The following is a 13,147-nucleotide window of genomic DNA, read 5'->3' as shown; positions in this document are numbered from 1 at the left end:
GTCAGGCGGGCTCCTGTCCCGAAGCTACGGCGGTTCCGGCCGGGTTGCCGGACTGTCTCTCGACATCGAGCGCCTGTTGCAGAAGGACAACGGCGGCGACCTGGTCGACAATGCTACGAGACTTTCGCTGAGAACGCCCAGACCGTCGGAGTGCGTCGTGCGCGGTGACGGTGCTGAGCCGCTCGTCGACGAGCCGTATCGGAAGGGCGCACGCCGCCGCGAGCTCGTCGGCGAACGCTCGCGCATCCGCCGTCGATGCCGTCTCGCCGCCGTTCAGACTGACCGGCAGGCCGACGAGGATCTCGATCGCGTCGTACTCGCTCGCGATCTCCACGATCCGAGCAATGGGGGTGCCGACGCGCGCCACGGTCTCGACGGGCACCGCGAGGAGCGCGTCGGGATCGCTGCGTGCGACGCCGACCCTCGCGCGGCCGACATCGACCCCGAGGCGCACGCCGCGACGCAAGGTCACGCGGCGGTCGTCCTCACCGCCGACACGATGGCTTCCAGGGCGCCCGGCAGTGCCGCAGCATCCGTCCCACCGCCCTGAGCGACGTCGTCACGCCCGCCGCCGCCACCGCCGAGCGCAGCTGCCGCGGCCTTCGCCAGGGCGCCGGCCTTGACCCCGCGGGCGCGAGCGGCATCGTTCGTCGCGACGACGACGGCGACACGATCGCCGACGAGCGCGCCGAGAGCGGCCACAGCGGGCTCCGAGCCGAGGCGGTCACGCACCTGCAGGGCCAGCGACCGGACGTCGTCGGCGGTCGCGGCCGTGCCGAGCGACTGCGCGACGACACGCACGGAACCCGCGGCGACGGCCGTGTCGACCAGCTGCGGCAGGCGGTCGGCGAGGGCGCGCGACTCGAAGGCGGCGATCTTCTTCTCCGCGGCCTTGAGGCTCGCCGCCAGCTCTGCGATCTTCGCGGGCAGCTGGTCGCGCGGAGTCTTGAGCGAACCCGTCAGCTGCGAGACGATCGCACGCTCGGCCGCGAGTTCACGGAACGCGTCCTGCCCGACGAGGGCCTCGACACGGCGGTTGGATGCGCCCACCGACGACTCGCCGACAAGGTTGATGAGGCCGACCTCGGCGCTGGACCCGACGTGCGTGCCGGCGCAGAGCTCGCGCGACCAGGGGCCGCCGATGTCGACCATCCGCACGGTCTGCCCGTACTTCTCGCCGAACAGCGCCATGGCGCCGGCTTCCTTGGCCTCGTCGAGCGACATCACGCGAGTGGTGACCTCGAGGTTGTCGTGCACGGCGTTGTTCGCGATCTCCTCGATCTCCGAACGGGTCTCGGGCGACAGAGCCTGACCCCAGTTGAAGTCGAAGCGCAGGTATCCGGCGCGGTTCAGCGAGCCCGACTGGGTCGCGCTCTTGCCGAGCGTGTCGCGCAGAGCCGCGTGGACGAGATGCGTGGCCGAGTGGGCCTGACGCGCGGCCCGGCGGTTCACGGCGTCGACGACACTGGTCGCGGGCTGCCCCGTGGCGACCTCGCCGACCGTCACCTCGACGGTGTGGCTCACGAGACCCGGCACCGGCTTCTGCACATCGATCACGTCGAGCTCGTACCCGGGTCCGACGATGACGCCCTTGTCGGCGACCTGACCGCCGGACTCCGCGTACAGCGCGGTCTCGGCGAGGATGACCTCGGCGATCTGTCCCTCCCGGGCTCGGTCGACCGACACCCCGTCGACGAGCACGCCGAGGATCGTCGAGGGCGTCTGCAGGTCGGTGTAGCCCGTGAAGACGGTCTCACCGAGAGCGCGGAAGTCGCGGTAGACCGTGTGGTCGGCGATCGCGCGGCGGCGCGACTTGGCATCGTCCTTCGCGCGCTGACGCTGCTCCTGCATGAGCGCGTCGAACGCGGCGCGGTCGACCGTCAGGCCGGCCTCCTCGGCGACCTCGAGGGTGAGGTCGACGGGGAACCCGTAGGTGTCGTGCAGCAGGAACGCCTCGGATCCGGTGATGGCCGAACCGCCCGCATCCTTCGTCTGGGAGACCGCGAGATCGAGGATGGTCGACCCCGAGGCGAGCGTGCGCAGGAAGGTCTCCTCCTCGGCATAGGCGTAGGGGGCGATCCGCGACCAGTCGTCGGAGACGATCGGGTAGGCGTCCTTCATCGCGTCGCGCGACGCGGCGAACAGCTCGGGGAAGGTCGCACCCTCGACGCCGAGCAGGCGCATGGAACGCACGGAGCGGCGCATGAGGCGGCGGAGGATGTAGCCGCGCCCCTCGTTCGAGGGCGTGACGCCGTCGGAGAGCAGCATGAGCGACGAGCGCACGTGGTCGGCGATGACGCGGAAGCGGACGTCGTCCTCGTGCACGGCGCCGTACTTCCGGCCCGACAGCTCGACCGCGCGGTCGAGCACCGGGCGCACCTGGTCGATCTCGTACATGTTCTCGACGCCCTGCTTGATGAACGCGACGCGCTCGAGACCCATACCGGTGTCGATGTTCTTCTTCGGCAGCTCGCCGACGACATCGAAGTCGACCTTCGAGCGCACGTTGTTGATCGCGTACTGCATGAAGACGAGGTTCCAGATCTCGGTGAACCTGTTGTCATCGGCGACCGGGCCGCCGTCGCGGCCGTACTTGGGGCCACGGTCGAAGTAGATCTCGGAGCAGGGGCCGGCGGGTCCGGGCTGGCCGGTGGTCCAGTAGTTGTCTTCGCGGCCGAGACGCTGGATGCGCGACGCGGGGAGCCCGGCCACCTTCTGCCAGAGTGCGGCGGCCTCGTCGTCGTCTTCGTAGACGGTGACCCACAGGTCGCGTTCGGCGAACCCGAGGCCGCCGTCGGACTCGGCGGAGGTCAGCAGCTCCCACGCGTAGGAGATCGCCCCCTCTTTGAAGTAGTCGCCGAACGACCAGTTGCCCATCATCTGGAAGAAGGTGCCGTGCCGAGCGGTCTTGCCGACCTCTTCGATGTCGTTGGTGCGGATGCACTTCTGCACGTCGGCGGCACGCGGGTACGGCGCCGGCACGACCCCGGTGAGGTAGGGGATGAACGGCACCATGCCGGCGATCGTGAAGAGGATCGACGGGTCGTCGCTGACGAGGGAAGCCGACGGGACGATGGTGTGGTCGTTCTTCTCGAAGTAATCGAGATAGCGCTGAGCGATGTCGGCGGTCTTCATGGGATGGGGTCTCCGGAGGGCAGGATCGTGCGCGCCCGAGATGGGCGTCGGCGGCGACGGTTCAGTCGGTGAGCTTGGCGGTGGCGTTCTTGGCGGCCTCGGCCGCATCGGATGCCGCGTCTTTGGCCTCGGCGACGAGGTCGACCAGTTGCGCTTCCTGGTCGCGGTACGCGTCGCCGATGCGGTCGGTGAACTCGCCGATCCGGGCGTCCACCTGCGAGAGCAGCTCGTGACCGCGCGGATCCTTGTTCACCAGATGTGCGACGACGAAGCCGCCGGCGATGCCCAGCACGAACCAGACGAAGGTCTTCATGTCACCACTTCCTTGCGAGGGCCGCGAGCACGGCTCTCTTTTCATCGTAGTGCGCAGACGCGGAAGGGCGCCGGGGTGACCCCCGACGCCCTTCTGAGCGAAAACGCTGCGTGGCGCTGAGCGCGCCGTACTTCGTGGCGCTTAGCGCGCCGCGTAGTACTCGACGACGAGCTGCACGTCACACGTCACGGGCACCTCGGCACGCTTCGGGCGGCGCACGAGGCGCGACTGCAGCGTGGTGAGGTCGACCTCGATGTATCCCGGAACCAGGGGCAACACCTCGGCGTGGCCGCCGGCGGCTGCGACCTGGAAGGGCTCGAGGCCTTCGCTCTTGGTCTTGACGTGGATGAGCTGACCCGGCTTCACGCGGAACGACGGGCGGTCGACCGTCTGGCCGTCGACCAGGATGTGGCGGTGCACGACGAGCTGGCGTGCCTGCGCCGTGGTGCGGGCGAAGCCCGAACGCAGGACGAGGGCGTCCAGACGCATCTCGAGGAGCTCGACGAGGTTCTCACCCGTCAGGCCCTGGGTGCGGCGCGCCTCGTTGAAGGCGTTGCGCATCTGCTTCTCGCGGATGCCGTACTGCTCGCGAAGACGCTGCTTCTCGCGCAGCCGGACGGCGTAGTCGCTGTCGGTCTTGCGCTTGGTGCGGCCGTGCTCGCCGGGAGCGTAGGGACGCTTCTCGAGGTAGCGGGCGGCCTTCGGGGTGAGCGCGATACCGAGCGCTCGGGACATACGGACCTTGCGGCGGTCCTGGGACTTCGTAGGCACGAAGAACTCCTTCTGGGACGTGGCCGCGCATCTCGCAGCTCACGGACGTATCACCCGCTCCCGCCCTGCCGGTGCGCACGTCGGGGCGTACCTGCAGGTGATCAAGGAAGAAGGGGATGCCCGAAAACTGTGTTTCGAGCCGATCAAGCCTAACAGACGGGGCTGTAACGACCTTCTCGCCTCATTCCCCGTCGACGATGCGGCGGATCTTGGCCAGGCGCGCAGAGATGTCGCGCTCCTGCCCGTGCGTGGTCGGGTCGTAGTAGCGACGCCCGCGCAGCTCGTCGGGCAGGTACTGCTGCGTCACGATGCCGATGTCGCTGTCGTGGGGATACAGGTAGCCCTTGCCGTGGCCGAGACGCTTCGCACCCGGGTAGTGCGCGTCGCGCAGATGCGGGGGCACACGACCGAAACCGCCGGCGCGCACATCGGCGATCGCGCTGTTGATCGCGTTGTAGGCCGCGTTCGATTTCGCCGTCGTGGCGAGGTAGGCGGTCGCTTCGGCCAGGGGAATGCGCCCTTCCGGCATGCCGATGAATGCGACGGCGTCGGCGGCGGCGATCGCGATCTGGAGTGCCTGCGGGTCGGCGAGGCCGATGTCTTCCGCAGCGGAGATGACCAGACGGCGCGCGATGAACCGGGGGTCTTCCCCCGCCTCGACCATCCGCGCGAGGTAGTGCATCGCGGCATCGACATCGGATCCGCGGATCGATTTGATGAAGGCGCTGATGACGTCGTAGTGCTCATCGCCCTGCCGGTCGTACCGCAGGAGGGCACGGTCGACGGCTTGCGCGATGTGATCGGCGGTGATGGCGGGTTCGGCGTCGTCGGTGTCGAGGGCGACGGATGCTGCGGCCTCGAGCGCTGTGAGGGCGCGCCGTGCGTCGCCCGAGGCCAAGCGCACGAGGGCGCTGCGCGCGTCGTCGTCGAGCACCACGGAGCCTGCGAGCCCCCGGGGGTCGCTGACCGCGCGGTCGACGAGCCCCGCGAGGTCGTCGTCTTCGAGCGGTCGGAGGGTGAGCAGGAGCGATCGGGAGAGCAACGGCGAGATGACCGAGAACGACGGATTCTCGGTCGTCGCCGCGATCAGGACGACCCAGCCGTTCTCGACGCCGGGGAGCAGGGCATCCTGCTGCGCCTTCGTGAAGCGGTGGATCTCGTCGAGGAAGAGGATCGTCGACGAGTCGTAGAGGTCGCGCTGGGTCAAGGCCTCCTGCATGACCTCGCGCACGTCTTTCACACCCGCCGTCACCGCTGACAGCTCGACGAAGCGTCGACCCGACGACCGGGCGATCGCCTGGGCGAGCGTGGTCTTGCCGGTGCCCGGAGGACCCCACAGGATCACCGAGGCCGCGGTGCCCGGGCTCGACGCGTCTGAGGAGGCCAGTGTGACGAGGGGTGAGCCGGGCCGAAGAAGGTGGCCCTGGCCGGCGACTTCGTCGAGGCTCGTCGGTCGCATCCGCACCGCCAACGGCGTCTGCCCGGGGAACAGGGCTGCGGAGGGAGTCACGGGTAAAGGCTAATCGCGACAGACGACATCGGTTCCGCTGGCGTTTGGTGCGCTGCATCCGCCCTGCGTAGGATTTCTCGCGCCCGGACGCACCGGACGGAGGAGGCCCGCGTGGCGACAGGTGGCAAGGACCGAAGCGCGAAAGCGGCTCGCGAGCGCGCGAGGATCTACCAGGCCCGCCAGGAGCTGCACGCGGCGCAGAAGCGGCGGCGCACGCGCGACAACCTGATCGCAGGAATCGCCGGCGCGGTCATCGTGCTCGCGGCCATCGGCGCGCAGGTCGCCTACTTCACCGCCGGTCCGGGAATGCCCGAGCCCACCGCCTCGAGCGAGCCGACACCGTCGACGAGCGCGGCACCCGGCACCGAGTCGACGCCGACGCCGGCGCCGGATGCGACGGAGCCTGCCGCCACACCTACGCCCTGATCCTGCGAGCGTCTGCCGCTCGTACTAGGCTCGGGTCCGTCCATGCACGCCTACGGCGCGAGCCGCGATGAGGGTAAACAACACGTGACTGCTGGCGCAGACCTCCCCGAAACAACTCCGACCCCGTGGGGTCGCGTCGAAGAAGACGGAACCGTATCGGTTCGAGAATCCGACGGCTGGCGTGTGGTCGGCCAGTATCCCGACGGCACCGCCGAAGAGGCGCTCGCCTACTACGAGCGCAAGTTCGCCGACCTCGCCGGCGAAGTGACGCTCCTCGAGGCGCGTCATCGCCGTGCCGGCGCATCGGCCTCCGATCTGCGCAGCACGGCATCGACGCTGCGCGGCCGGATCGAGGGCGCCTCGGCGGTCGGCGATCTCGCCGCGCTGCTCACGCGCCTCGAGACGCTCACCGGCGCTCTCGCCGAGGCGACCGAGACCGAGGCCGCCGCCGCGAAGGAAGCCGTCGACGAGGCGGTGCGCGAGCGCACGGCTCTGGTCGAAAGTGCCGAGGCGCTGGCCGCCCGCGACCCCAAGACGGTGCAGTGGAAGCAGGCTTCTGCCGACATGACGGCGCTCTTCGATCAGTGGCAGAGCCACCAGCAGAACGGCCCGCGGCTCCCGAAGTCGCTCGCGCAGCAGCTGTGGCGACGTTTCCGCGACGCCCGGGGCACCGTCGACCGTCACCGCCGCGAGTTCTACGCCGAGCTCGACGAGACGCAGAAGACCGCCCGCGACGCCAAGACGCGTCTCGTCGAGCGTGCCGAGGCGCTCGCTCCCCGGGGCGAGGACGGCATCGGTTCGTACCGCGACCTCCTCGACCAGTGGAAGGCCGCCGGCCGCGCCGGCAAGAAGGCCGACGACGCCCTGTGGGCCCGTTTCAAGGCAGCGGGCGATGCCCTCTACTCCGCCCGCACCGAGCGCGAGGCCGCCGAAGTCGAGGACTCCCGCGAGAAGATCGAGCAGAAGAAGGCCCTCCTCGTCGAGGCCGCACCGATCGTCGACGAGCGCGATCTTGCACGAGCTCGTGCCTCGCTCACCGCGATCCAGCGCACCTGGGACGAGATCGGTCGCATCTTCCCGCGAGACCAGGAGCGCGTCCTCGACGACGAGCTCCGCAAGATCGAGCAGAGCGTGCGCACGCGCGAGGATGCCGAGTGGAAGAGCAACAACCCCGAGACGAAGGCGCGCACGAACGATATGACGCGCCAGCTCACCGATGCGATCGACAAGCTGGAGGCGGAGGTGTCGGAGGCGAACGCGCGCGGTGACAAGCGTGCGGCGGCGAAGGCATCCGAGGCCCTCGAGGCGCGTCGCGCGTGGTTGCGGGCCGTCGGAGGCTGAGTCCTCCCCCGGGCAGGTCGGCCGGGCTGTTCTCCACAATCGTCCTCGATCCGCAGCGCGGCGCCCGGGAGGGCGGCAGACTTCGAGGATGCCCTCGCCGTTCGTGTACCTGCCGGGTGTTCGACTGACAGAGGCGGAGCTCTCGGCGGCATGCCTCGACGGACACCTCGTCGCGCTCGGCGACGGCTACATCCCGGCTGACGTGGTCGAGACCGTTGTGCTGCGAGCGGCATCGGTCGGGCACCTGCTCGGCGCCGCGCTCGCGGCGACCCACGAGAGCGCGGCGTGGATCCTGGGGCGGCTCGACGAACCGCCCGCACGCCACAGCGTCCAGCGTGCCGTCGACAGACGCCTGCACCATGTCGTCTCGCGCAGGCTCCTCTACCGCGACCCGCTGATCGAGGGTGCCGACCTGCTGAGCATCGCCGACATTCGGGTGAGCACCCCGGCCCGCACGCTCGCCGATCTTGCACGCAGCCCCGAGGCGTCGAGTCGGGAGTTCGCGCGCCGCTGGGCGAAGGACCGACCCGATGACGCCGACGAGGCCGTGGCGTGGCTCGACCGACACCGCAGCATCCCCCACAAAAGAGGCGCGCGGATGCTGCTGGCCTCGGTCAGGACGTCGTGACGCGGTAGACGTCGTAGACCGCGTCGATGCGCCGTACCGCGTTGAGGACGCGGTCGAGGTGCACGGTGTCGCCCATCTCGAAGACGAACCGGCTCAGTGCGAGACGGTCGTTCGTGGTCGACACGGTGGCCGAGAGGATGTTCACGTGGTGCTCGCTGAGCACCCGGGTGACGTCACTCAGCAGGGCCGAGCGGTCGAGTGCCTCGACCTGGATCTGCACGAGGAAGACGCTCTTCGACGTCGGCGCCCACTCGACCTCGATGATGCGCTCGGGGTCGTTGCGAAGAGCCGTGACGTTCGTGCAGTCGGTACGGTGCACCGACACACCGCTCCCCCGCGTGACGAAACCGATGACCTCGTCGCCGGGTACGGGAGTGCAGCACTTCGCGAGCTTCACGAGGATATCGGGGGCTCCACGCACGAGCACGCCCGAATCGCCGCCGCGCGGAGCGTGGCTACGGCCCACGTGCGGGATGTCGATGGGGCCCGTAGACGTGTCGCCGGCGCTGACGAGCGCGGTGACCTTCTCGATGACCGACTGCGTCGAGACGTTGCCCTCGCCGACCGCGGCGTAGAGCGCCGAGACGTCTTCGTACTTGAGCTGGTGGGCGACCTCGGAGAACGAGTCCTGGTTCATGAGGCGCTGAAGCGGCAGGTTCTGCCGACGCATGGCGCGCGCGATGGCGTCCTTGCCCTGCTCGATGGCCTCCTCGCGCCGCTCCTTCGTGAACCACCCGCGGATCTTGTTCCGGGCGCGTGTGCTGCGCACGAAGCCGAGCCAGTCCTGGCTGGGGCCGGCGTCGGGGTTCTTCGAGGTGAAGACCTCGACGACGTCGCCGCTCTTGAGCTCGGACTCCAGCGGAACGAGGCGCCCGTTGACCTTCGCACCCATGGTGCGGTGACCGATCTCGGTGTGGACGGCGTAGGCGAAGTCGACCGGGGTGGCGCCGGCGGGCAGGCCCACCACGCGTCCCTTCGGCGTGAAGACGTAGACCTCTTTCGCGCCGATCTCGAATCGCAGCGAATCGAGGAACTCGCTCGGGTCGGCGGTCTCGGCCTGCCAGTCGGAGATGTGCGCCAGCCACGCCATATCGGCGTCGAGCGACTTCGAGTCGGTCTTGCCTCCGGCCATCCGCTCCTTGTACTTCCAGTGCGCCGCGACACCGTACTCCGCCTGGTGGTGCATCTCGTTCGTGCGGATCTGCAGCTCGACGGTGCGCCCTGACGGTCCGATGACCGTGGTGTGGAGCGACTGGTACAGGTTGAACTTCGGCGTGGCGATGTAGTCCTTGAAGCGCCCCGGAAGCGGGGTCCACCGCGCGTGGATCGCGCCGAGCACCGCGTAGCAGTCGCGCACGGTGCCCACGAGGATGCGGATGCCGATGAGGTCGTAGATGTCGTCGAACTCGCGGCCCCGGACGACCATCTTCTGGTAGACGGAGTAGAGCTGCTTGGGCCGCCCCATCACCCGACCGCGGATGCGGAGCTCGCGCAGGTCGGCGTCGACGGCGGCGATGACGTTCTGCACGTACTGCTCGCGCTGCGGTGTGCGCTGCTTCACGAGGCTGTCGATCTCGGCGTACAGCTTGGGATGGAGCACCGCGAAGGAGAGGTCTTCGAGCTCGGACTTGATCGCCTGGATACCGAGGCGGTTGGCCAGTGGCGCGTAGATCTCGAGCGTCTCGGTGGCCTTCTTCGCCGCTTTCTCGGGCGGCACGAAGCCCCATGTGCGGGCGTTGTGCAGGCGGTCGGCGAGCTTGATGAGGAGCACCCGGATATCGCGCGACATCGCGACGATCATCTTGCGGACGGTCTCGGCCTGAGCGCTCTCGCCGTACTTGACCTTGTCGAGCTTCGTGACGCCGTCGACGAGCATCGCGACTTCGTCGCCGAAGTCGGCGGCTAGTTCGTCGAGCGGATAGCCCGTGTCTTCCACGGTGTCGTGCAGCAGCGCCGCCGCGATGGCTCGGGGTCCGAGTCCGAGATCCGCGAGGATCTGCGCGACGGCCAGCGGGTGCGTGATGTAGGGCTCGCCGCTCTGACGCTTCTGTTCGCGATGCGCCTTCTCGGCGACCGTGTACGCCCGGGTGATGATCCCGAGATCGCCCTTGGGATGGTGCGTGCGAACCGTCTGGACGAGCTTGTCGACGTCATCGCGGCGCGCGGCGCGCGAGAAGATGCGCGGCACGAGGCGGCGCAGGCTGGAGGTCTGCGCGGCAGGAGGAACGATCTCGGTCACCCGGTCACCTCCACCTGTCGACGAATCTCACAATCCTACGCCGCACTCGGCCGGTGATCGTCGCTCAGGCCGGCACGCGAGCGAGCTCGCGCGCAGCCAGGATGCGCTCGTCGCGCGCCTTGATGGCGGGTTCGTTCTCGCGCATGAGCGAGAAGAGCGGCGCGGCGACGAACAGCGTCGAGTAGGCGGCGACGATCGTTCCGACGAAGATCGACAGCGAGATGTCGCTCAGGGTACGTGCACCGAGCCAGATGGCACCGATGAACAGGATGGCCCCGACCGGCAGGATCGCCACGACGGTGGTGTTGATCGACCGGATGAGGGTCTGGTTCACCGCGAGGTTCACCGACTCACCGAATGTGCGGCCGGATATCTCGCCGTCCTCCCGGGTGTTCTCCCGCACCTTGTCGAAGACGACGGTGGTGTCGTAGAGCGAGTACGACAGGATCGTCAGGAAGCCGATGACCGCCGCCGGCGAGATCTCGAAACCGGCGAGGGCGTAGATGCCGATCGTGATGACGAGCACATCGACGAGGCCGATGATGGCGGCCACCGACATCTTCCACGTGCGGAAGTACAGCGCGAGGATCACGAACGTCAGCGCGAGGAAGATCGCGAGGCCCCACAGTGACTGACGGGTGACGTCGGCGCCCCAGCTGGGCCCGATGAGCGACGACGTGACCTCCGACGTCGGAACGCCGTACGCCTCGGCGAGGGCGGTTGTGACCGCCTGCACGTCGTCGGCGTCCGCGATCTCCTCGGTCTGCACGCGGACGGCGTTCTCGCCGATGACGGTGACCTTCGTGGTGGCGCCCGGCGCGACCTCGAGCACCGCATTGGTGGCCGCCGTCTGATCGGGCGAGCTGACGCCCGAGACGGTGAACTGCGACCCGCCGGTGAACTCGATCGAGAACTGCACCGGGCGCACGAGCGGCACGAGGCACGCAGCGATCACGAAGACCGCGGCGATGATGAACCACAGTCGACGGCGTCCGACGAAGGGGAACGACGTCTTCCCGGTGTAGAGATCGTTGCCGAGCTGATTCATGGAACGCATCAGTCGTCGCCCTCCTTGACGGCGGTGCGTGTGCCGCGGTCGTTCGTGGCGGACAGCTCCGCCTGTTTGCGTTCCGCGATGGTCTGGCGACGGTGTGCCTCGCCGCGCGAGCGGGCCGTGCGTCCCTCGCGCGACACCGGCGCGCGGAACTCGGCCCGACCCCGGTACACGGCGCCGAGTGCGTTCGGGTCCATGCCCGACAGCGGGTGGCCCGATCCGAAGAACCGGGTGCGCGAGAGAAGCTGCATCACCGGGTGGGTGAAGAGGATGAAGATCAGGATGTCGATCGCGGTGGTGAGGCCGAGCGTGAACGCGAAGCCCTTCACCGTGGCGTCGGCGAGGATGTACAGCACGACAGCCGCGAGGATGTTGATCGATTTCGAGATGTAGATCGTCCGCTTCGCGCGCGCCCAGCCGTCCTCGACGGCACCGGTGATCGACTTGCCGTCGCGCAGCTCGTCTCGGATGCGTTCGAAGTAGACGATGAACGAGTCGGCCGTGAAGCCGATGGTGACGATGAGCCCTGCGACACCGGCGAGCGAGAGACGGAAGCCCATGCGCCAGGCGAGGATGCACAGCGCGATGTAGGTCAGGACGCCCATCACAGCCAGGGAGGCGATGATGACGAAGCCAAGTGCGCGGTAGACGATCAGCGAGTAGATGGCGACGAGCGCGAGGCCGATGAGGCCGGCGATCAGGCCGATCTGCAGCTGCTGAGAACCGAGCGTCGCCGAGATCGTGTCGGAGCTCACGACCTCGAAGCTCAGCGGCAGGGCGCCGTACTTCAGCTGGTCGGCGAGGATCTTCGACGACTCCTGGGTGAAGCTGCCCGAGATGCTCGGGTTGCCGTCGAGGATCACGCCGTTCATCGACGGTGCCGAGAGCACGGAGCCGTCGAGCACGAAGGCGAACTGGTTCAGCGGCGACGTCGCCCCGTACAGCCGCTGGCTGATCTGGCCGAAGGTCTGGGTGCCCTCGTCGTTGAAGTTGAGGTTCACCACCCAGCGGTTGGTCTGGGACTCGAGGCCGTTGGTCGCATCGTCGATCGACGACCCGTCGAGTTCGACCGGTCCGAGGATGTACTTGGCGGTGCCGGTGGCGTCGCAGGTGATCAGAGGCTGATCGGTGGGTGCGGCGGCGGGATCGTTCGCGGGGTCGGCGCAGTTGTAGGCGAGGAACTCGGCCTGCAGAGCCGGCGTGATGTACGCGGTGTCGCTGCCGTTCGTGGGCGCCGTCGTCGGGGTCGACTCCAGCGAGGGGTCGGGCGTCGGGTAGGGCGTCTCGACCTGGTCCTCGCCCACGAAGGTGTTGGCGGGCGCTCCGGCGTAGAGCACGGCGCGCAGCTGGAGCTGCGCGGATGCTTCGATCCGGTCGCGCGTCGCCTGGTCGGCTTCGCCGGGGAGCTGTACGACGACGTTCTTGCCGCCCTCGGTCGTCACGTCTGCTTCGGCGACACCGGAGGCGTCGACACGCTGACGGATGATCGACACAGCCTGGGTCAGCTGTTCGTTGGTCGGGTTCGCCCCGTCGGCGGTCTGCGCCTCGAGGATGATCTGCGTGCCGCCCTGCAGGTCGAGCGCGAGTTCAGGAACCCACGAGCTCTGCTGGAAGCCGTAGACGCCCAGGGCATTGATCCCGAACAGGACGCCCGTGATCGCAAGAAGTCCGATCAGTGCACGCCAGGCGTGCCGGACGGGGGTGGAAGTGGCCACGACGGGTCGACTTTC

Annotated in this window: 11 protein-coding genes; 3 read left to right on the top strand and 8 right to left on the bottom strand. The window is 68.6% G+C overall.

Annotated features, from left to right (window positions below; genetic code table 11):
• Position 1: 1 nt before the first annotated feature.
• The 5 genes from ruvX to DEA06_RS03880 form a co-directional block, all read right to left on the bottom strand.
• Complete coding sequence (gene ruvX / locus DEA06_RS03900) at positions 2–466, bottom strand: Holliday junction resolvase RuvX (RefSeq protein ID WP_116646828.1); 465 nt, start codon at positions 464–466, stop codon at positions 2–4.
• Positions 467–468: 2 nt separating this feature from the next.
• The gene (alaS, locus tag DEA06_RS03895; protein WP_116646594.1) at positions 469–3,135 is read right to left on the bottom strand and encodes an alanine--tRNA ligase; all 2,667 of its coding nucleotides are present in this window, start codon (positions 3,133–3,135) and stop codon (positions 469–471) included.
• Between the two features lie 61 nt (positions 3,136–3,196).
• Positions 3,197–3,448, bottom strand: coding sequence for an ATPase (locus DEA06_RS03890; protein WP_116646593.1), 252 nt, complete (start codon positions 3,446–3,448; stop codon positions 3,197–3,199).
• 141 nt (positions 3,449–3,589) lie between these two features.
• Positions 3,590–4,219 carry a 30S ribosomal protein S4 gene (gene rpsD, locus DEA06_RS03885; RefSeq protein ID WP_116646592.1) on the bottom strand — a complete coding sequence of 210 codons (630 nt, stop codon included), beginning with the start codon at positions 4,217–4,219 and terminating at the stop codon, positions 3,590–3,592.
• A gap of 181 nt (positions 4,220–4,400) precedes the next feature.
• Positions 4,401–5,729, bottom strand: a complete 1,329-nt coding sequence (locus tag DEA06_RS03880) for a replication-associated recombination protein A (RefSeq protein WP_240606794.1) — start codon at positions 5,727–5,729, stop codon at positions 4,401–4,403.
• A gap of 111 nt (positions 5,730–5,840) precedes the next feature.
• Here DEA06_RS03880 and DEA06_RS03875 point away from each other — a divergent pair, with 111 nt between their 5' ends.
• The 3 genes from DEA06_RS03875 (at position 5,841) to DEA06_RS03865 (ending at position 8,124) form a co-directional block, all read left to right on the top strand.
• Positions 5,841–6,155: a dioxygenase gene (locus DEA06_RS03875; protein ID WP_116646590.1), complete on the top strand. Its 315-nt coding sequence runs from the start codon at positions 5,841–5,843 to the stop codon at positions 6,153–6,155.
• A gap of 84 nt (positions 6,156–6,239) precedes the next feature.
• The gene (locus DEA06_RS03870; RefSeq protein WP_240606793.1) at positions 6,240–7,496 is read left to right on the top strand and encodes a DUF349 domain-containing protein; all 1,257 of its coding nucleotides are present in this window, start codon (positions 6,240–6,242) and stop codon (positions 7,494–7,496) included.
• Between the two features lie 88 nt (positions 7,497–7,584).
• Complete coding sequence (locus tag DEA06_RS03865) at positions 7,585–8,124, top strand: hypothetical protein (protein ID WP_116646588.1); 540 nt, start codon at positions 7,585–7,587, stop codon at positions 8,122–8,124.
• On the opposite strand, the gene DEA06_RS03860 is transcribed toward DEA06_RS03865, so the two are convergent.
• The 3 genes from DEA06_RS03860 to secD form a co-directional block, all read right to left on the bottom strand.
• Positions 8,111–10,363 (bottom strand): bifunctional (p)ppGpp synthetase/guanosine-3',5'-bis(diphosphate) 3'-pyrophosphohydrolase, encoded by a 2,253-nt coding sequence (locus tag DEA06_RS03860; RefSeq protein ID WP_116646587.1) that lies wholly within the window; start codon positions 10,361–10,363, stop codon positions 8,111–8,113. The two genes, DEA06_RS03865 and DEA06_RS03860, sit on opposite strands and share 14 nt — an antisense overlap.
• 64 nt (positions 10,364–10,427) lie before the next feature.
• Positions 10,428–11,420 (bottom strand): protein translocase subunit SecF, encoded by a 993-nt coding sequence (gene secF / locus DEA06_RS03855; RefSeq protein ID WP_116646586.1) that lies wholly within the window; start codon positions 11,418–11,420, stop codon positions 10,428–10,430.
• On the bottom strand, positions 11,420–13,132 hold the full coding sequence (gene secD / locus DEA06_RS03850; RefSeq protein WP_116646585.1) for a protein translocase subunit SecD: 1,713 nt from the start codon (positions 13,130–13,132) through the stop codon (positions 11,420–11,422). The genes secF and secD overlap by 1 nt, the downstream gene beginning before the upstream one ends.
• Positions 13,133–13,147 lie beyond the last annotated feature (15 nt).

This window comes from Microbacterium sp. Gd 4-13 (assembly GCF_003095395.1).
Lineage (GTDB): Bacteria > Actinomycetota > Actinomycetes > Actinomycetales > Microbacteriaceae > Microbacterium.
This window is presented reverse-complemented; position numbering and strand designations above follow the sequence as displayed.

Bases quoted from the DNA above. Each gene is read 5' to 3' on its own strand.
- alaS (WP_116646594.1), bottom strand. From the start codon at position 3,135: ATGAAGACCGCCGACATCGCTCAGCGCTATCTCGATTACTTCGAGAAG.
- DEA06_RS03890 (WP_116646593.1), bottom strand. From the start codon at position 3,448: ATGAAGACCTTCGTCTGGTTCGTGCTGGGCATCGCCGGCGGCTTCGTC.
- DEA06_RS03865 (WP_116646588.1), top strand. From the start codon at position 7,585: ATGCCCTCGCCGTTCGTGTACCTGCCGGGTGTTCGACTGACAGAGGCG.
- secF (WP_116646586.1), bottom strand. From the start codon at position 11,420: ATGCGTTCCATGAATCAGCTCGGCAACGATCTCTACACCGGGAAGACG.